This window comes from Streptomyces zagrosensis (assembly GCF_014203645.1).
GTDB lineage: Bacteria > Actinomycetota > Actinomycetes > Streptomycetales > Streptomycetaceae > Streptomyces > Streptomyces zagrosensis.
On record NZ_JACHJL010000006.1, the window covers coordinates 153,702 to 171,850 of the forward strand.

Genomic DNA, 18,149 nt, shown 5'->3' on the forward strand with positions numbered 1-18,149 from the left:
GACGCGTACCCGCCGCTGCGCCCCCCAGCTCCGCAGGCGGCGATCCGCGCGCTCGAAGAGGACCAAGAAACACAGGTGCCGGCGGCGCTTCGGACGTTGTGGACCATGCACGAGGGCGCCTATCGCGTGCGCTCCGAGCACCTGCGGTGGGACTTCATGGACGGCCATGCCTTCATCAACCTGGACGAGGCGCAGCAGATCCACCACATGTTCACCGCGCCCCTTAACGACGGCCTCCACCGAACACATGGGGACGCACCTGGGACTCTGCGTGGCTCCCGGTCACCTCCCGAGACGGCCAGACGGTATCCACGTCCGGGCACTTCGTGGACGCCGCTGGCCGCGTCGGCTCGTGGGACGACCACACCCTCACGGTGGCCAGACACCCCACGCTGGCCCACTACTTGCACCACATCGCCGACCGCATGTGACGGCCCAGGCCGTGCACCGTTCTGTACGACGCAGGACGCGCGAGGCAGAACGCACAACGCATAACGCGCGACGTAGAGCGTGCGACGCACGACGCACGAACGGGCGGGGGCCACGGCGTCGGTCCGCTACGCCGACGCGTCGGCGTGCATGCGCGGGGCAGCGCGCAAGGGCGGATGACGGTGCATGGGCTGCGCATCGCACGTGCCGTGACGCAGCTACGCACAGCTTGGAGCGGCTAGGTCAACGGGGGTGCGTGGTGAGCAGTTATGTCATATCCCACGATCTATGACGTTCTGCGAGGCGTACTGCTCTCGGCCCCGGAACGACTCTTGGCGTGACTGGGTGAGCCGTTGCCGAAGGCTCGGCGGACAATCAGGTGATACGCTCCCGAAGGAATATTCGGCTGGTGACTATTCGAGGGAGGTGAGGTTAATGATCGCGGTAGAGATCGCTGCTGTCGGCAGTGCCCGGACCATCCTCACGTCCCGAGTCCCGGTCTGAATCCGTTTCCCTCCATCCTGCTGTGAGCGTGCTCGCTCGCGCGGTGGTCGTGTGACGTCCTGACGGGGCCCTCAGCCAAAGGTCTCTCACGTTGTCATCCTCCTTCTCCACCTCTTCCACTCCTAGTTCGGCTGCCGGTTCAACGCTGGCCGCGTTCGGGTGGGACGAGGCGTTCGACCGCGCTTTCGCCGCGCATCGCGCGGCCGGTCTCGTGCCGGCCCGAATCGTGCGTGTGGACCGTGGTCAGTGCGACGTCGTCACCGAGTCCGGCCCGGTACGGGCGGGCTCCTCGGCGGCCTCCTCGTCGAACCCCGTCCTTTCCCCGTGCACCGGCGACTGGGCCGCTCTGCGCACTGGCTCCGATCAACAGTTGGTAGCCCTGCTGCCGCGCCGTAGCGCCATCGTGCGCTCCGGAGCCGACCGCTCCTCGCGTGGGCAGGCACTCGCTGCCAATATCGACACCGCGGTCGTCGTGGTCTCGCTCGCGGGGCCGCTCAATCCGGGCCGGATCGAGCGGCTGCTCGCGCTGGCGTGGGACAGCGGCGCCCGGCCAGTTGTCGCCCTCACCAAACAGGACCTTGCGGACCCGTCCGGCGCCGACGACGTGCAGGCCGAGGTCGCCGCTCTGGCACCGGGCGTCGAAACGGTGGTCACCAGCGCCGCCACCGGTGTGGGCCTGGACGTCCTGACCGCGGTGGCGTACGGCACCACGGTGCTGCTCGGCCCCTCGGGCGCGGGCAAGTCCACGCTGGCCAACGCGCTGCTCGGCGACGAAGTCCTGGCGACCGGCGCGGTGCGGGCCCAGGACGGCAAGGGCCGGCACACCACCGTTCACCGCGAACTCCTCCTGCTGCCTGGCGGGGGCGTTCTCATCGACACCCCTGGGCTGCGCGGGATCGGCCTGCAGGACGCCACTGATGGGCTGGAGCAGGTCTTCGCCGAGATCGAGCAGCTCGCTCAGGGGTGCGCTTTCCGGGACTGCGGCCACGGCAGCGAGCCCGACTGCGCGGTCCAGCGGGCCATCCACACCGGTCAGCTGAGCGAACGCCGTCTGGACAGCTACCGCAAGCTGCTGCGCGAGAGCGACTGGGCGGCTTCCCGCAGCGACGCCCGCGTGCAGGCCGGCCGCACCGACCAGCAGAAGTCCATCACCCGCCATCTGCGCGCGACCTATCGCTTCCGTGAGCGCCAGCAGTGACGGGGTACGACCGCGTCACTCAGACCTCCGCCTCCTTGAACCTCTGTGAAACGGACCAGCCTCTCCTCATGAACACTCCCTTCACCTGGACCACCCGCCCCGAGACCGCCGCTGACATCGCCGCGATCCGCGCGGTCAACCTCGCCGCGTTCCCGACCCCGCTGGAAGCCGACCTGGTCGACGTCCTGCGCACCGACCCGGCCTGGATTGACGGCCTGTCCCTGGTCGCCCAGACCCCGGACGGCACCATCGCGGGCTTCGCGCTGCTGACCCGCTGTCACATCGACGACAGCCCCGCCCTCGTGCTGGGCCCGTGCGCGGTGCTCCCCGCCTACCAAAGGACGGGAGCAGGGTCCGCCGCGATCCGCGCCGCCCTCGACGCCGCCCGTGCCCAGGGCGAGAACCTCGTCACCTGCCTGGGACACCCCGACTACTACCCGCGCTTCGGCTTCACCCCGGCCGCAAGCCACGGCATCCGCCCCACCTTCGAGGTGCCCGACGAGGCCATGATGATCCTCGCCCTGGACGCCACCGCTCCCGCCCCAAGGGGCACCATCCACTACCCGGCACCCTTCGGCGTCTGACGGACCCGAAATCCGGCACCGGCCCATCGCACGACGGCGATGGGCCGGTGCCGGCCGCGGCGGCCCGCGCGTCGTCTGCCTGAACGCGTCAGGTTCCCGTCTGCGGTGGGTGACGGGTGGAGGCCCCACCACGATGACGCTCGCGCTGCTCCAGGCAGTCTCGGGCGCTGCACGGCCATACTGGAACAGTTCGATGGGGAGGGTGCACCGCCCCAACCGAAGGATCGTTAACAGGCGACAACTGACCGCTACCGTTGCCCACGATCACGCGGAAGTGCCCAAACGGTGCCCATGATCACGCGGCGATGTCCACGCGATCGCGGAACCTACAAGCTGCTTCGCTACACCAGGCTGTCCCGCCACGCCTGGTGGAGGTCGGCGAAGCGACCTTGGCCCGCGATGAGTTGCGCTGGTGGGCCGTCTTCCACGATGCGGCCGGCGGCCATCACCAGCACCCGATCGGCGATCTCCACCGTGGACAGCCGGTGCGCGATGACGACCGCCGTGCGCCCGCGCAGCACCGTGTCCATCGCGCGCTGCACGGCCCGTTCGCCCGGTATGTCCAGGGAGGAGGTCGCCTCGTCGAGTATGAGCACCCCCGGGTCGGCGAGCAGCGCCCGGGCGAAGGCGACCAGTTGCCGCTGCCCCGCCGAGATGCGCCCGCCCCGCTTGCGTACGTCCGTGTCGTATCCGTCGGGCAGCGCCACGATGAAGTCATGGGCACCGATGGCCTTTGCGGCCCGCTCTATCTCATCCCGAGTGGCGTCCGGGCGGCCGATGGCGATGTTGTCGGCCACCGTGCCGGAGAAGAGGAACGCCTCCTGCGTCACCATGACCACCCCGCGCCGTAGCTCGGGCGTGGACAGTTCGCGCAGGTCAACCCCGTCTAGCAGGACGCGACCGTTGGACGGCTCGCCGTCCGGCACCGGCGGCGGATCGTAGAACCGGGCCACCAGCTTGGCCAGCGTGGACTTGCCAGCTCCGGTTGCGCCCACCACGGCGACCGTCTGCCCGGCGCGCAGCGTCAGGTCGAAGCGCGGCAGCACCTCGCCGCCCGTACGGTACGCGAAGCGCACCCCGTCGAAGACGACCTCGCGGCCGGGCCGCCCGGCCGAGCGCTCTGGCAGCGGCTTTGGGTGCGTGGCCTCGGGCACCGATGGGCGCTGGGCCAGCAGACCCGCGATCTTCTCCAGCGAAGCGGCGGCCGACTGGTAGGCGTTGAGGAACATCCCGAGTCGGTCGATCGGGTCGTACAACCGGCGCAGATACAGCGCCGCCGCGGCGAGCACGCCGAGCTCCAGACCGCCGGAGGCGACCCGGTAGGCACCCCACATGACGATCGCCGCCACCGCGAAGTTGGCGATGAACCGCGAGCCGACCACATAGCGGGCCATTTCCAGCATCGCCGTGCCGTTGACCCGCTCATGCACCCGGTTGAGCCTGCCGAACTCGGCCTCGTTGGTCCGCTCGCGACGGAACGCCTGCACCGGTCGGATGCCGTTCATCGTCTCGGTGAACTTGACGATGAAGGCGGCCGTCGCCGTGGAGCGCTCGCTGTACACCCGCTTGGAGCGCCGCTGGAACGAGCGTATGAGCAAGACCAGCGGCGCGAAGGAGGCCACGGCCGCCGCGCCGAGTCCCCAGTCCAGGTAGAGCAGGAGAAGCGAGATGTAGAAGACCGAGAGGCAGACGCCGAGCAGCTCCTCAAGGCCCTCGGTGAGCAGTTCGCGCAGCGACTCGACGTCGGAGGTGGCGCGGGCTATCAGCCGCCCCGAGGTGTAGCGCTCGTGGAAGTCCACGCTGAGGGCCTGCCCGTGCCGGAAGATCCGGCCGCGCAGATCGAGCAGTACGCCCTGGCTCACATAGGCCGACACACGCACGAACGCGTACTGGAGCAGGCCGGAGAGCAGTGCGCTCCCCAGATACACCACGGCCACCGCGATCAGCGGCCCGTGGTCGTTCGAGCGGAACGCGGGCACGGCGCTGTCGATGGCGTACGCGACGAGCAGCGGACCGGCCTGCACGGTGGCCTGCTGGAGCAGGATGAGAACGGCGGCCAGCCAGACGGTCCGCCGCATCGGTGAGAGCAGCGAGCGCAGCAGAGTGCGGGACGCTCCCTTGGGCGTGGGCAGGTCGTCCCGGTCAAAGGGGTCGCCCGGACCAGAGCCGCCCGGGCCGGAACCGCCCGGACCAGGGCTGCCCGCGCCATCGCCCGCGCCTCCGGCGCCAACCGGGCCGCCGCCGTGCTCGGGGGCGCCGCCCGGCCCCTCATCGCTCTGGTGGCCGCTGGCGACGGGCTTGCTGGACGCGCTGGTGGTCATATCGGGTCGCTCCCCTCGCCGGACATCAGCGACGCGTACTCGGCATTCGCGCGCAGCAGTTCATGGTGCGTACCGATGGCGGTGATCCGGCCATCGGACAGCAGAGCGACCCGGTCAGCGAGCTGCACGGTGGAGGGACGGTGCGCGACGACCAGGGCGGTCGTGTTGGCGAGCACCTGCCGCAGCGCCGCCTCCACCAACGCCTCGGTGTGCACATCCAGTGCGGAGAGCGGGTCATCCAGAATCAGAAAGCGTGGGCCGCCGACCACCGCGCGGGCCAGCGCGAGCCGCTGCCGCTGCCCGCCCGACAGGCTCAACCCCTGTTCACCGACCTGAGTGTCCACACCGTGCGGCAGCGCATGGACGAACCGGGCCTGCGCCACCTCAAGCGCTCCCTGCAACTCGCGCGGCCCGGCCTCGGCGGAGCCCATCAGCACGTTCTCACCAACGGTCGCCGAAAACAGGGTGGGTTCCTCGAACGCCACCGCGACCAGGCTCCGCAACTGCGCGCGAGAAAGCGCGGTGACGTCCAAACCGTCCACGCTGATCTGACCGCCGGTGTGCTCAAGCAGCCTGGGCACCAGTGCCGTCAGCGTCGTCTTACCGCTACCAGTCGTGCCCACCAAAGCCATCGTTTCGCCCGGCCGCACATGCAAGTTCACCCCGCGCAGCAGCGGCGGGGAGTCGGCGGGCGCATCCGCGTACCGGAACTCCACATCCGTGAACCGCAGTCCGTCACCCGACGTTTCCACCACGCCCGCCGGCGGTACGACGGGCGCGGGCGCCGCAGCGGTCGCGGGTTCGGCCTCCGCCACGTCCATGACCTCGAAGTAACGGTCGGTCGCCGTCGCGGTCTCGTTGCTGATCGCCAGCAGGAAACCGACCGACTCCACCGGCCAGCGCAACGCCAGCGCGGTGGACAAGAACGCCACCAGCGTGCCCGCCGACAGCTCACCGTCCGCGACCTGCACCGTGCCAAGGACCAGGGCCGCACCCAGGGCCAGTTCGGGCAGCGTCATGATCAGTGCCCACAGGGTGGCCAACAGGCTTCCCTTGCGCAGCTCCGTGGTCCGCAGCCGCATCGCCAACGAGCGGAACGCCTGCGCCTGCCCGCGGTGCTGCCCAAAGCCCTTGACGATACGAATGCCAAGGACGCTCTCCTCCACCACGGTGGTCAGATCGCCCACCTGGTCCTGCGCGGTGCGCGCGACCAGCGAGTACCGCTTTTCGAAGTACGAGCACAAGATCACCATCGGTATCGCGGGCACCAGCAGCACCAGGCCGAGCACCCAGTCCTGCACCAGCAAGATCGCGAACCCAATCACAATGGTGGCGCCATTGACCACCAGAAAGGTGAGCGGAAACGCCAGGAACATACGCACCAGTTGCAGATCCGTGGTGGCCCGCGACAGAAGCTGGCCCGAGGACCAGCGATCGTGGAAGGCGACCGGCAGCCGTTGCAGATGCCGGTAGAGGTCGGCCCGCATCGCGGCCTCCACCGAGGCGAGCGGCCTGGCCACCAGCCAACGCCGAATACCGAACAGCACGGCCTCCACCACGCCGATCCCGAGCAACAGCGCCCCACCGAGCCAGACGCCGGTCGGGTCCCGGTCCGCGACCGGGCCGTCCACGATCCACTTCAGCGCGAGCGGAATCACCAGGCCCATGCAGGAGGCGACGATCGCCACGAGGGCCGCGAGAATCAGTCGGTTGCGCACGGGCCGCACGTAGGGCCGCAGCCGCAGCAGTGAGCGCACGGTGGACCGGTCCTCGGTCGATCCCGTGCGCTCGGGGGCGCCCTGCGGGGAGTCCTCCAGGCAGGAGGCGTCCCGCTCCCTCGTCGTCGCTTCACTTGTCGCAGCCATCAGGAGTGAGACTACGGTTGGGCACCGACAATGCTCACTGGTTTTTTCGGCCTAGGGCTACCGCCCGACGTTCGCCTCCACCCTCCGACCTGGTGCGATGGCACGCAGCCGCAGAACGCGCCACCCGGTCAGCGTGATCATCGAGCCCGTTGGGTGAGGGAGCCGTCTGCGTTGCCAGGGCCGGTGTTCTCGACGATCTCGCTGAAGTCGAGCTCGCCGGCGTCCATGGCGTCGAAGCCGCCCTGCCGCAGGTGCCGCCTGACGGCGTTTTCCATGGCGAGGCGGACGGCTTCGGCCCTCGTTCTGGTCCCGAAGACGCGCATGGCCTCGGTGACCATGTCTTCATCGAGGGCGATGACAATGCTGGCCGAGTGATGGGTCCCTTCGTGGCTGCGTCTGTGAGTGAAGCGCCACCATGTACTGAGCGTGGTGGACGTCGTTTTGGCCTGTCCCACCAACCGGTAGCGGCGCTGAGGGATAGCAGTACGCGGTGCCGACCGGTTCCCCGTCACTCGTTCCCGTGGTTGCCCGCGGGCGTACCGTGGGATCAAGACCGTTCGGAGGTAACACATGACCTCTTCACCTGAGTTGGGCATGGGCGATCGTCTGGCGCGTTTGAGGCTGAGGCGGAGTCTCACGCAGGAGCAGCTGGCTGAGCGAGCCGGTATTTCCGTGGATGTGATTCGTAAGCTTGAGCAAGGGCGGCGCCGATCGGCGCGGTTGTCCACGATCAACGCTCTTGCGCGGGCGCTCGATACTGAGCCGAGTTATCTCGTAGGTCAACCGTCCACCTTCGAGAGTCACGATTCCAGCGCCGACCTCCCCTCGGTGCTGGCCCTTCGACAAGCCGTCTCCCCGGTCTCGGACATGCTCGGCGGCGAAAGCGACCCTGAAGAACCGCCCACGCTGGCACAACTGCGCGACGCCCTCCGGGCGACCGACAGCATTCGAGCGGAAGGGCGGCTGGGTGAAATCGGTGCCCTTCTTCCTCAGCTGATCAGCGATGCGCGAGTTGCTGCCCACGCCTTCGCGGGAGCCGATGCCGCGGCGGCTCACTCGGTTCTTGCCGTGGCCTATCAAGTTGCAGCCACGACCTTGGCCGCCCTCGGCAAAGAAGACGCAGCCTTCACCGCCATAGAGCGGTCGATGCAATCAGTTCGGCAGTGCGACGATCCGCACCTCGAAACGCTGGCCATGTCCACCCTGTCCTGGGTGTTCACCAAGCAGGGGCGGCTAGCGGACGCCGAGGAGATCGCCCTGAAGCACGCGGCAACCATCGAACCAACGTTTCGATCGGCGTCGAAAGATTTGGCCCTGTGGGGCGTGCTCATCCTGCGTGCGGCCACCGCTGCCGTGCGGCAGGAAAAGCGTAATGCCGTACCAGAGCTGCTGAAACTGGCGACAGCCGCCGCAGCCCGTATCGGAGAGGACCGACTCTTCTACGCCACACCTTTCGGGCCGACCAACGCCGGGGTGGCCAGGGTCAATTTTCTGGTCGAAATGGGGTGCGCCCCCGAGGCGGTCCGTGCCGCGCGATCGGTCCCCCACCTCGCCACATTGCCGCCGACGTGGCGAGCCAGATTTTACGTCGATCTCGGACTCGCTCACGCCGAGTTGGACGACGACGCCCTGTCGGCTCGGGCACTGCTCCGGGCAGAGGACGCTGCACCCGAATGGATGCGGTACCACGCAACATCGCGGCGACTGGTGGGAGAACTGCGCGAGCGTGCCGCACGGCGAGAGGACCCCGTCATCGGACTGGCTGATCGACTGGGTATCGACAGGTAGGACACAGCGCCCCACCCCGGCCGCACATGAGGGCACGGCGTCACTGTGCTGTGATCGAGCGTGCACTTAGCGTGTTCGGCGTCCACTGGTGTGCTGCCCAGCGCGCCACTGAGGCAGACGCCGTTGGAGGCTGTGCCATGCCGACCCAAGCGAACACCCCCGCCGCGCCCCACGACTGGATTCCACCGGGAGGGGGCGTGCACTGGACGGCCATCGGTGAGCACGGCTGGCAGGTTGTGACCCTGTCACAGTGGCTCGGAGAGCGAGTGTTGGCCGAACTCGGCCCGGACAGCGGTGCGGTGATCAAGGACAGTCTCGTACGGACGATGACATGGCTGATCCCCGAAGGTGCGGCTGCGGGCTTCCAGTTGCCGGACGGTGCTGATGGCTGTGGGTATGACGATGGCATGCTCTTCGTACCCGGCATGGAGCGTGAGCGGACTCTCTACTGGGCCGTGAAGCCCGCCCCCGACCGGTTGTTGACCGACCTGGCCCGGCTTCTCGACGCGCTCGCCGTGGTACGAGAAGACATCCGTGAGCAGCCCCGTACCGACCAGCCCCGTACCGACCAACCCCGCACCGACCGGCCTCACGCCAAGTGGGCCACGTCGTGACGGCCGTGAACCTGTCCTGGTGCCCGCCGCCGGGCGATGACGTGATGGTGCTTGCTGCGGGGCGGCAGTGGGATGCGGTGCGGGTGAGTACGGCTGTCGCGGAGTGGGCGTTTCAGTTCTTGGATGGGGCGGAGGACTGTGCGGCGATTGTCGATCCGCGTGCTGCGTGGGTGTACTGGTTGCTGCCACCTCATCTCATGGCCGCCGCACCGGTTGAGCAGTGGGATCGGCTGGACGGATATGTGACCCGGCTGACCGCAGGCCCCGCCGTGCATTACCTTGCCGTTCCACCGAACCAGCGGCGTAGCGGGCCTGGGCTGCACTGGCGTATCCCGCGTCACTGGTCCGGCCGCTACTTGGCGCGGCCCTCCTACCTCTCGACCGTGCTGGCCACCGCCATCGCCTTCACCCACGGCCTGGATGCTCTGCCCCAAAAATGCCCCATCTGCGACCGGTCCTTGACGCCTGACGAGGCGGTGAGCGTCATGGGCCGCCGCTATCCGACCGATGCCCTCACCCGCCCCCTCAGCGTTCACTCGAACTGCGCCCGTCAGGCCCGGCTGACCGCGCAGGAGCCCAGACGCTGACCCGCATCACCCACCGCCACCTACACACGACCATCGGTCCCATCGGCCCCGCTGCCCCCACCCGTACCGCGGCCACCAGGCCCTGACCCGGCCGGGGGCAGCCATCGCCGCACCTGCACCCCCGTGGCTGGAATGTGGTGTTCCGTGCAGGGGTTGCTGCCTGCGGACCGCGCTGACCCGGACGTACCGTTGCGCGCGAATGCCGACATGGCGGGTAGCTGGCTGGTTTATGCGGCATGTCTCCACCGTCTGACTTGGAACGGAACGGTGACATTCGCGGGCCGTCCGCTTTCCATACGTTGTGGTTATCTATCGCCATGCGCGTGTGTGCCGCGCTATGGGGGTGCCGCGGGGCGCGGCCGTTTGAGGGGAGACGACCGTTTTGAACGTGCAGTCGATATCCGGGGCTCGGGGACGTCGAGGGCGTCGGGGACTCCTAGGGGTGCTGCTGGGAACAACCATGCTGCTGGTGGCCGCGTGTGGTGGCGGCGATGACTCGGGAGATGGCGACAAGGGCAGCAGCAAGGTGGGCGACAACAAGGCGTCGCAGGCCGTGGTCTCCATCGCGCCCCGGGACGGGGCGACCGATGTCGGCACCAGTGGTGCACTGAAGGTTACGGCGGACAAGGGCAAACTCAGCTCGGTCAAGGTGGCCGACAGTAAGGGCAACGTTGTCGCCGGCAAGATCACTGGTGCTGGGGCGAGTTGGCAGCCGACCAGCCATCTGGGCGCCTCCACGAAGTACACGGTGGACGCCATCGCCAAGGATGACGACGGCCGCGAGTCCGCCAAGCACGCGACGTTCACCACGCTGGTGCCCAAGGACACCTTCATCGGCCACTTCAACCCCGAGAACGGGGCGAAGGTCGGCGTCGGGATGCCGGTTTCACTCAACTTCAGCCACGCGATCACCAACCGAGCCGCCGTTGAGCGTGCCGTATCCGTTACCGCACAGCCCGCGGTGGCGATCGAAGGCCACTGGTTCGGCAATCAGCGACTGGACTTCCGGCCCGAGAAGTATTGGGCCGCCGGCACCAAGGTCACGCTCGACCTGCGGCTCAATGGCGTCGAGGGCGCGTCCGGGGTGTACGGCACGCAGGCCAAGAAGGTGAAGTTCACCGTTGGCCGCAGTCAGGTCAGCGTCGTGGATGCCAAGACCAAGAAGATGACGGTCGAGCGGGACGGCAAGGTCGTCAGGACCATCCCGATCACCGCGGGAGCGACGGGCACCGAGACGTACAACGGCACGATGGTCATCAGCGAGAAGCACGCCGTGACCCGGATGAACGGCGAGACGGTGGGCTTCGGCGGCGAGTACGACATCAAGGACGTGCCGCACGCGATGCGGCTATCGACCTCGGGCACCTTCATCCATGGCAACTACTGGTCTGGCCAGCCGACCTTCGGCTCGAAGAACGCCAGCCACGGCTGTATCGGTCTCTTCGACCAGCGCGGTGGCGGCGACGGCTCCACCCCGGGGGCCTGGTTCTTCCGTAACTCGCAGGTCGGCGACGTGGTCGTGGTCAAGAACTCCAACGACGAGACCATCAAGCCTGAGAACGGGTACAACGGCTGGAACATGTCCTGGTCGGAGTGGACCGCGGAGCAGTAGTCCACGGACGCGGAGCCGGGTGGACGGGCGCGGCGCGCGCCTGAGTTTGAGCGGCGGCGGGAGGTGGCTGGGCGGAGATCTCGCCCGGGCGCTCTCCCGCCGCGCTGTTAGCGGGCGCTAACCTGCGCTCATGACTGAGACTGTGCACCTTGAGGTTGCCGACGGAGTCGGCGTCATCCGCTTGGACCGTCCGCCGATGAACGCCCTGGACATTGCTCTACAGGACCGGTTGCGCGAGCTTGCCGAGGAGGTTTCGGGTCGCGACGACGTACGTGCCGTCGTGGTGTGGGGCGGCGAGAAGGTGTTCGCGGCCGGTGCGGACATCAAGGAGATGCAGGTGATGGACCACGCCGCGATGGTGGCGCGGGGTCGTGGCCTGCAAGACGCTTTCACAGCCATCGCCCGTATCCCCAAGCCCGTGGTGGCCGCCGTGACCGGGTATGCGCTCGGTGGCGGCTGTGAGCTGGCGCTCTGCGCCGACTACCGGATCGCCGCCGAGAACGCCAAGCTCGGCCAGCCCGAGATCCTGCTCGGGGTAATCCCCGGCGCGGGCGGCACTCAGCGGTTGCCCCGTCTGATCGGTCCGTCCAAGGCCAAGGACCTGATCTTCACCGGGCGCATGGTGAAGGCGGATGAGGCGCTGTCCCTTGGCCTCGTTGACCGGGTCGTACCGGCGGATGAGGTCTACGCGCAGGCGCACGCGTGGGCGGCGCGGCTGGCCAAGGGCCCCGCGATCGCGCTGCGGGGAGCCAAGGAGGCGGTGGACGCCGGACTGGAGACCGACATCGACACCGGCCTGTCCATCGAACGGGGTTGGTTCGCTGGTCTGTTCGCGACCGAGGACCGGGAAGTCGGGATGCGCAGCTTCGTCGAGGAAGGGCCGGGGAAGGCCAAGTTCCGCTGACCCGACGTACGTTATCCACGGGGCTCGCCGGCAACGGCGAGCCCCGTGCCTCTTGCGGGCGAATTATGTCGGCGAAGGGTGCGCCGTGCCGTGGCCGTGTGCGTACGGTATGTGATATTCCGCTCGCGCGGTGTCACGGCTGGTCAGGCGTAGGGTCGAACGATTGTACGTGCCTTTGGCATATGTCGTGGTGGAGATGTGTGGCGTTGTGTATGGGCGCGTCGAATCCCACGGTTCCGCCACAGGAGGCCCGTTGGGCAGCCATCATGGGAGGCATGGCGGGCTTGGAGGGAATGGACCAGTCGCGCCGGGACGCCGAGTCTGCTCCCGCGCGCTGGGTATCGACCATTGACGATGAACACGCCATGAAGGCGTTCGATCTCTTCGGGAACCCGACCGTGGAAGAGGTGCGCCTGCCCTCGCGTCCCGAATCGGCCGCCACCGCGCGCAGGTTGACGCATTCGGTGGTGCTTCGCCACTGGGGTCTGGGTCCCACGATCGCCGAGCACGCGGTGTTACTCGTGTCCGAACTGGTCGGCAACGCCGTACGCCATACCGGCGCTCGCGTCTTCGGGCTGCGCATGGTGCGCCGGCGCGGCTGGATCAGGGTCGAGGTCCGCGACCCGTCCCGAGGGCTGCCGTGCTTGATGCCGGTCCATGCGTTGGACGTCAGCGGACGCGGCCTGTTCCTGGTGGACAAGCTCTCCGACCGCTGGGGCGTTGACCTGCTGCCGTACGGCAAGACGACCTGGTTCGAGATGCGGATCACCGAACGGTGACGTCCTTTCGAGGCTTGCCCTTCCCCTCTTTCCCCCTCCTTCCTCTCCTTCTCCCCGTTGCTCTCCTTTTCTTCCCGTTGCTGCTGCCTCGGTGCGCGCCGTGGCCCCCCGTGCGTACGCGAAGAGGCCCCCGCCGCGTCGTAGGACGGGTGGAGGCCTCTGTGTAGTGCTATCGCTACCGCTATCGCCACGGCGCGAGGGGTGTGCCCGTGGCGTTTGACGACCTGGCCCGGGTCAATGGGGGTCGCTGCTCCGACTATCGCAGACGGGATGCGGAGCTTCCAAAGAGGCATTAGTCCTATTAATTGACAAAGCGGGACATATTAGATGTCAATTTAAGGTGAACTGCGCCACTCGCCTTGTAAGCAGCGGGTAAATGTCAAGAATGCGCGAGGATTACATGAAACCGCGTCCGGGTTGCAAGGAGCTGGACACGTCGTCGGAAACTTACTTCGCCGGGCGTATGCCGCATGTGCGGCCGGTCGCCTTGGCAGCGTCCCCGCGGCGGTTCACGATGAGGGGCGCAAGGGCGTGACCCTGCGCCGACGCTACCTTTGACCCACCAGACGTATGCTCCGGCCCCGCGCACGCGCAGCGGGGCGCATCCGCGGTAGCGCCCGACCGTCAGCCAACGTCGCCCCACCGGCACCACGGACCTGGGAGACCCCCATGGAAGACCACGCCCCCCGCACGTCTCGCCGCCATCTGGTGCGCGGCGCGCTCCTTGGCGCCGCCGCCTTCGGGCTGGCCGGCGCCGGTGCCCCACATGCCAGCGCCCAACCTGAGCCGCGCCCCACGGGCATGGACGACTATCCGGGTGCCCGCTGGACGCCCGCGAGCCCCTCCAACTACTCCGTCTCCAGCCGCCCCGACGCGTACCCGATCGACTTCGTCGTGGTGCATGTGACGCAGGAGACGTACGCCGACACCATCAAGATCTTCCAGAACTCCAAGAAGAAGGTGTCCGCGCACTATGTGGTGCGCTCGGTGGACGGGCTCATCGGGCAGTGCGTGCGGGAGAAGGACATCGGCTGGCACGCGGGGAACTGGGACTACAACACCCGCAGCGTCGGCATCGAGCACGAAGGCTGGGTGGACAAGCCGGAATACTTCACCGACGCGCTCTACCGGGCCTCGGCCGATCTGACCGCCTTCCTGTGCACCCGCTACGGCGTGCCGGTGGACCGGCAGCACATCATCGGGCACAACGAGGTGCCCGGCGCGACCCACACCGACCCGGGCCAACACTGGGACTGGCCGCGCTACATCAATCTGGTCAAGTCGTCGGCGCGGCGATGAAGTCGCGGTCCGCTACGGCAGTGCGCCGGTGGGTCGCTAATGTGTGCTGGTCAAGTAAGCACACGGAAAAAGGGGCGGCCCAGGTGGCGGACATAGAAGCGGCGCGCAGGGCGTTTGAACGATACGACCTGGACAAGGATGGCTACATCTCCGCGGCCGAGTACAAGAGTGTGATGGCGCAGCTCGGGGACCCGTTCGTCACGGAGCCCGTCGCGGAGGCCGTCATCAAGTCGGCCGACACCGACCAGGACGGCAGGCTGTCCTTCGACGAGTTCTGGGCGATCCAGAACCGCTGACGACGCCGACGGACCTTGCCCGGAGCCCCTCGTGGACCCGGCGCCTCGTGCGCCGCTTCCTCGGGGGGCTCCGGCGCGTCGATGGCCGCCCTGGCTCAGCGTCCGCCGCGCCGCTGGGCGCTTGCGCGCCGGCGGCGGTCGTTGCACAGCAAGCAGCGGCCCCAATTGGCGGGCACGGGGTCGTCCTTGTCTCCGTAGAGCGGATCGACGGCCCCGCGCGGATGCTCCGCGCAGCCCGTCCCACCGTGTTCGGCTCCCAACGCACCGGCCGCCGACAGCGCTCGCCGCAGCGCGTCCGTGAGCTGGTTGGTCTCCAGTGCGGACGGTTCGGCCTCCAGAGAGAAGGCGATGTCGGATGCCGTATTGAGCGCGCTCTGGAGTTCGCGCACATTTGCGTAACTCATGCGGGAAGCCTAAACGCTCCCTCTGACAACGCCCGTGACCTGCGGTTTCCTCATGTTGCCCCCGGCAGGTCGCGGCGCGGGCCGCTGTCTTGGCAGGTCGCGGCCTGGGCACAGGGGCGCTGCCGCGGGTGGTGCGGGGCTGGCGCGGGGCCTTAGGGGGTGGCCCAGTCGCGGAGCGCGGCCTTGCTCTCGAAGTCGGCCACGTTCGTGTCCAGCGGCCGATCGGTGTACTGGTGGATGCGCCATTTGGCCTTGATACGGGGCTTTCCCGCCGAGACGTAGTCGGCTATCCACAGGCCGTCGCCCGCGTAGGACGTGGTGTCGTTGTTCAGCCAGAACTGCCGGTTGCAGTACAGCAGCACCCGGTGGTCCGGGCGCAGCCGCTTGACCTCGCGGAGGATCTTGTCCTTCTCGGCGTTGCTGGCGTGCGTGCCCTTGCTGGTGTTCTCCCAGTCCACGGCGAGCAGATCACCCTTTTTGGACGCGCACTCCTCCACGAAGTACTCGGCCTGGGCGGTCAGCGAGCCCGGCCACAGGAAGTGGTAGAAGCCGACCACACATCCGGCCTTGCGGGCCCGCTCGGCCTGTGCCGACTGCCGGGGGTTGACGTAGGAGCGGCCCTCGGTCGCCTTGACGAAGACGAAGGACAGCCCTTCCGTGCTGAATTCGGTTGATTGGTGCGAACTGATGTCGATGCCGCGCAGCATGCTCGCTGCCTCCCGGGGCTTGAGGGGGGATGAATGTGGGGGAAGGGTGTGGGGGGTGGCTTGTCTTCTTTGTTCCCGGTGACGGACGGTATGGAACCGATAGCGGGCTGCGAATGGTGGCGGATTGCCGGCGCAATCGGTCAGCTGTCGGACGCCGGGGAGTACGCCTGGCGCGCCAGCTCCGCGAGGCGAGCGCCGTGGGTGGCTAGCTTGCCGGTACGTGACCAGGCCAGCAGCAGGGCGAAGCGGGCCGCGTCGTCGTCCAGCGGGAGGTAGACCACGCCGGGCAGTGGTGCGACAACCGGAAAGGCCGGGAGCGCCGCGCTGGAGGCACAGACCATGGCCGACACCACCGCTTCATCGGCCGCGCACGACATGCGCAGGCCGGCCCCGCTGTGCTTGATGGCAGCCAGGAAGCAGCGCCGCAGCGTGCTGTTGCGGGAATCGACGAGCACACCGGTCTCGGGCGCCAGGTCGCGCAGGGACACCGAGTGCCGGCCGGCGAGCCGATGGTGATCCCCGACGCCGACGAGTAGGTGCTCGTGAGCGATGACGGCCGTGTCGATGCCGGCGGGTAAGGGCGCGTCGTGACTGGGGAAGTGCCGTACCACCGCCGCCTCCAGGCCATCGGCGCACAGCAAGTCAAGGAGTGCGGCACTGGATTCATCGGTGTGTACGCCCAGCGAGACATCGGGCAGCAGCGTGCACAGGAAGCCTGCGATGGTGGGCAGTAGGGGATGGTTGACGGAGCCGATGCGTACCGTGTCGGAGCCAGTGGTGGGCGCGTCCCGCTGGGCGGTGTGCTCGGCCGCGCTGTCTAGCAGGTAGTCGATCAGTGGCAGAAGCGTCTCGGCGCCGCCGAGAACGAGCCGCCCGGCGGCGGTCGGCGTAGTGCCGTGGTGCCCGCGCTGGAACAGCGCAGTGCCGGTGGTGCGTTCGATGCGCTGGAGTTGACGGCTGATGTTCCCCTGATTGGTGCCGAGCGCCCTGGCCGCACCGGCGAGGCTGCCCGCGTCGGCGATGGCGCGTAGGACGCGCAGGTCATGAATTTCAAGGGTCATGACAAGCAGACGTACGGGAGTGCCACAGGGATGCGCGTGAGAGGGGCGGGGTGAACGTCGCGGGGCGGTGGCTGATGGGAGTGGTCGGCATGCCGGCGGCGCGAGTGACGGTCGCGCGCTCACGTACCAACTTGTCGTGTGCCGCAGAAAGGAGCCGGGAGAGGGCGGGGAGCAGCGCGGACGCCGCGTTGCCGGGCAGCGCGGCGAGCCAGTGCTGCGAGCGCCAGGGCAGGTCGATCAGCTTGCGGTACACGATTCCGGGGGCGATCGGCCGGAGTTGCTGGGTGAGGGACACGCAGCCCTGGTGGCGGATGACGTCGCAGCGCGGACCCGAGACCGGCACGTCGTAACTGATCTTCGGGTCGAAACCGAAGGGGCTGCACAGCGCTCGCAGCACTTCCTGGCAGCCGTCGGGCCCCAGAACGGAGATCCACTCCTCGTCCGCGAGGTCCGTCATGGACAGGCCCGGCACCCGGGCGAGCGGGTGGCTGTCGGCCATCGCGAGGAGTACCGGTGTATCGGCCACCAGGTTGGTGGCCAGGCCCGGGGCGAGCAGTCGGCGTCCCTCGGCGCTGCTGTTGAACAGTGCGATGTCCACCTCGCCGGCGCGCACCAGGCCGCTGAGCTCTTGGGAGCTTTGGACGGTCATGATGCGCAGTTGGCCATCGGGGCGAAGCTGCCACAGGCAGCCGAGCAGGGCTTCGGAGAGTGGGCCTGCGTCCCAGCCGACGCGCAGCGTGCGCCGCTGGCGCTGTTGGTGGGTGCGGAGTTGCTCGTCCAGGTCGTCGAAGCGTTGGATGATCGTCTCGGCGTGGCCGAGCACGCTCTCACCGAGCGAGGTGAGTTGGACCCCACAGGTGCCCCGTTGGAACAGGGCGCCGCCGAGAAGGCCCTCCAGGCGGCGGATCTGACGACTCAGCGCTGGCTGTGGCAAACCCAGCTCGGCCGCTGCTTTGTTGAGGCTCCCGGCATCCGCTACGGCACAGAGGTTGCGCAAATGGCGCAGCTGCAACTCCATGGCCCCGAATGTAAGCCTCGCCCGTCCTGAACGCCAGAGTCAGGAAGGCCAATTCGCGTACGTGGGCCTTTCTGTCTTCCTGCCTTCAGGGGTGGAGCGACGGCAAGCGTGTGTTTGCACCGTTTGCCCAGCAGGCGCGGTCCAAGTTGTCTTTATCTGTGAAATCTGGTCCGTACCTT

General features: G+C 68.1%; 17 protein-coding genes. 10 read left to right on the top strand and 7 right to left on the bottom strand.

Annotated features, from left to right (window positions below; all coding sequences use genetic code 11):
- The first annotated feature begins 1,024 nt into the window (after window positions 1-1,024).
- Both rsgA and FHS42_RS13885 read left to right on the top strand, forming a co-directional pair.
- Window positions 1,025-2,131 carry a ribosome small subunit-dependent GTPase A gene (rsgA, locus tag FHS42_RS13880; RefSeq protein WP_184572506.1) on the top strand — a complete coding sequence of 369 codons (1,107 nt, stop codon included), beginning with the start codon at window positions 1,025-1,027 and terminating at the stop codon, window positions 2,129-2,131.
- 68 nt (window positions 2,132-2,199) lie between these two features.
- A complete protein-coding gene (locus tag FHS42_RS13885) occupies window positions 2,200-2,715 on the top strand; it encodes a GNAT family N-acetyltransferase (RefSeq protein WP_184572507.1) in 516 nt (171 codons plus the stop codon).
- 341 nt (window positions 2,716-3,056) lie between these two features.
- On the opposite strand, the gene FHS42_RS13890 is transcribed toward FHS42_RS13885, so the two are convergent.
- The 3 genes from FHS42_RS13890 to FHS42_RS13900 all read right to left on the bottom strand — a co-directional run bounded on the left by FHS42_RS13890 (window position 3,057) and on the right by FHS42_RS13900 (window position 7,263).
- Window positions 3,057-5,036, bottom strand: a complete 1,980-nt coding sequence (locus tag FHS42_RS13890; protein WP_184572508.1) for an ABC transporter ATP-binding protein — start codon at window positions 5,034-5,036, stop codon at window positions 3,057-3,059.
- Window positions 5,033-6,901, bottom strand: a complete 1,869-nt coding sequence (locus FHS42_RS13895) for an ABC transporter ATP-binding protein (RefSeq protein ID WP_184572509.1) — start codon at window positions 6,899-6,901, stop codon at window positions 5,033-5,035. Before FHS42_RS13895 ends, FHS42_RS13890 begins: the two co-directional genes overlap by 4 nt.
- 137 nt (window positions 6,902-7,038) lie before the next feature.
- Window positions 7,039-7,263, bottom strand: coding sequence for a type II toxin-antitoxin system VapB family antitoxin (locus FHS42_RS13900; protein ID WP_312866877.1), 225 nt, complete (start codon window positions 7,261-7,263; stop codon window positions 7,039-7,041).
- Between the two features lie 208 nt (window positions 7,264-7,471).
- Between FHS42_RS13900 and FHS42_RS13905 the strand changes: the two genes are divergently transcribed.
- The 8 genes from FHS42_RS13905 (at window position 7,472) to FHS42_RS37015 (ending at window position 14,780) form a co-directional block, all read left to right on the top strand.
- Window positions 7,472-8,689, top strand: coding sequence for a helix-turn-helix domain-containing protein (locus FHS42_RS13905; protein WP_184572511.1), 1,218 nt, complete (start codon window positions 7,472-7,474; stop codon window positions 8,687-8,689).
- A 137-nt stretch (window positions 8,690-8,826) separates the two neighbouring features.
- Window positions 8,827-9,303 carry a hypothetical protein gene (locus FHS42_RS13910; protein ID WP_184572512.1) on the top strand — a complete coding sequence of 159 codons (477 nt, stop codon included), beginning with the start codon at window positions 8,827-8,829 and terminating at the stop codon, window positions 9,301-9,303.
- Entirely contained in the window at window positions 9,300-9,890 is a 591-nt protein-coding gene (locus FHS42_RS13915) for a hypothetical protein (protein WP_184572513.1), read from the top strand. Before FHS42_RS13910 ends, FHS42_RS13915 begins: the two co-directional genes overlap by 4 nt.
- Before the next feature lie 382 nt (window positions 9,891-10,272).
- Window positions 10,273-11,502, top strand: a complete 1,230-nt coding sequence (locus FHS42_RS13920) for a L,D-transpeptidase (protein ID WP_246494721.1) — start codon at window positions 10,273-10,275, stop codon at window positions 11,500-11,502.
- Between the two features lie 130 nt (window positions 11,503-11,632).
- Entirely contained in the window at window positions 11,633-12,406 is a 774-nt protein-coding gene (locus FHS42_RS13925; protein WP_184572514.1) for an enoyl-CoA hydratase/isomerase family protein, read from the top strand.
- A 263-nt stretch (window positions 12,407-12,669) separates the two neighbouring features.
- Window positions 12,670-13,185 carry an ATP-binding protein gene (locus FHS42_RS13930; RefSeq protein ID WP_184572677.1) on the top strand — a complete coding sequence of 172 codons (516 nt, stop codon included), beginning with the start codon at window positions 12,670-12,672 and terminating at the stop codon, window positions 13,183-13,185.
- Between the two features lie 669 nt (window positions 13,186-13,854).
- Window positions 13,855-14,484, top strand: coding sequence for an N-acetylmuramoyl-L-alanine amidase (locus FHS42_RS13935; protein WP_184572515.1), 630 nt, complete (start codon window positions 13,855-13,857; stop codon window positions 14,482-14,484).
- Between the two features lie 83 nt (window positions 14,485-14,567).
- Complete coding sequence (locus tag FHS42_RS37015) at window positions 14,568-14,780, top strand: EF-hand domain-containing protein (protein WP_184572516.1); 213 nt, start codon at window positions 14,568-14,570, stop codon at window positions 14,778-14,780.
- A 95-nt stretch (window positions 14,781-14,875) separates the two neighbouring features.
- Here FHS42_RS37015 and FHS42_RS13945 read toward each other — a convergent pair whose 3' ends face one another.
- The 4 genes from FHS42_RS13945 to FHS42_RS13960 all read right to left on the bottom strand — a co-directional run bounded on the left by FHS42_RS13945 (window position 14,876) and on the right by FHS42_RS13960 (window position 17,970).
- A complete protein-coding gene (locus FHS42_RS13945) occupies window positions 14,876-15,184 on the bottom strand; it encodes a hypothetical protein (RefSeq protein ID WP_184572517.1) in 309 nt (102 codons plus the stop codon).
- A 152-nt stretch (window positions 15,185-15,336) separates the two neighbouring features.
- The gene (locus tag FHS42_RS13950; RefSeq protein ID WP_184572518.1) at window positions 15,337-15,891 is read right to left on the bottom strand and encodes a GH25 family lysozyme; all 555 of its coding nucleotides are present in this window, start codon (window positions 15,889-15,891) and stop codon (window positions 15,337-15,339) included.
- Window positions 15,892-16,031: 140 nt separating this feature from the next.
- Window positions 16,032-16,952 carry a LysR family transcriptional regulator gene (locus FHS42_RS13955; protein ID WP_184572519.1) on the bottom strand — a complete coding sequence of 307 codons (921 nt, stop codon included), beginning with the start codon at window positions 16,950-16,952 and terminating at the stop codon, window positions 16,032-16,034.
- Entirely contained in the window at window positions 16,942-17,970 is a 1,029-nt protein-coding gene (locus tag FHS42_RS13960; protein ID WP_184572520.1) for a LysR family transcriptional regulator, read from the bottom strand. Before FHS42_RS13960 ends, FHS42_RS13955 begins: the two co-directional genes overlap by 11 nt.
- Window positions 17,971-18,149 lie beyond the last annotated feature (179 nt).

What these genes read in the sequence shown, in the direction of transcription:
- FHS42_RS13955 (WP_184572519.1), bottom strand. Translation starts at nt 16,952, where the DNA reads ATGACCCTTGAAATTCATGACCTGCGCGTCCTACGCGCCATCGCCGAC.
- FHS42_RS13895 (WP_184572509.1), bottom strand. Translation starts at nt 6,901, where the DNA reads ATGGCTGCGACAAGTGAAGCGACGACGAGGGAGCGGGACGCCTCCTGC.
- FHS42_RS13950 (WP_184572518.1), bottom strand. Translation starts at nt 15,891, where the DNA reads ATGCTGCGCGGCATCGACATCAGTTCGCACCAATCAACCGAATTCAGC.
- FHS42_RS13890 (WP_184572508.1), bottom strand. Translation starts at nt 5,036, where the DNA reads ATGACCACCAGCGCGTCCAGCAAGCCCGTCGCCAGCGGCCACCAGAGC.
- FHS42_RS13935 (WP_184572515.1), top strand. Translation starts at nt 13,855, where the DNA reads ATGGAAGACCACGCCCCCCGCACGTCTCGCCGCCATCTGGTGCGCGGC.
- FHS42_RS13910 (WP_184572512.1), top strand. Translation starts at nt 8,827, where the DNA reads ATGCCGACCCAAGCGAACACCCCCGCCGCGCCCCACGACTGGATTCCA.
- FHS42_RS13905 (WP_184572511.1), top strand. Translation starts at nt 7,472, where the DNA reads ATGACCTCTTCACCTGAGTTGGGCATGGGCGATCGTCTGGCGCGTTTG.
- FHS42_RS13945 (WP_184572517.1), bottom strand. Translation starts at nt 15,184, where the DNA reads ATGAGTTACGCAAATGTGCGCGAACTCCAGAGCGCGCTCAATACGGCA.
- FHS42_RS13925 (WP_184572514.1), top strand. Translation starts at nt 11,633, where the DNA reads ATGACTGAGACTGTGCACCTTGAGGTTGCCGACGGAGTCGGCGTCATC.
- FHS42_RS13960 (WP_184572520.1), bottom strand. Translation starts at nt 17,970, where the DNA reads ATGGAGTTGCAGCTGCGCCATTTGCGCAACCTCTGTGCCGTAGCGGAT.
- FHS42_RS13885 (WP_184572507.1), top strand. Translation starts at nt 2,200, where the DNA reads ATGAACACTCCCTTCACCTGGACCACCCGCCCCGAGACCGCCGCTGAC.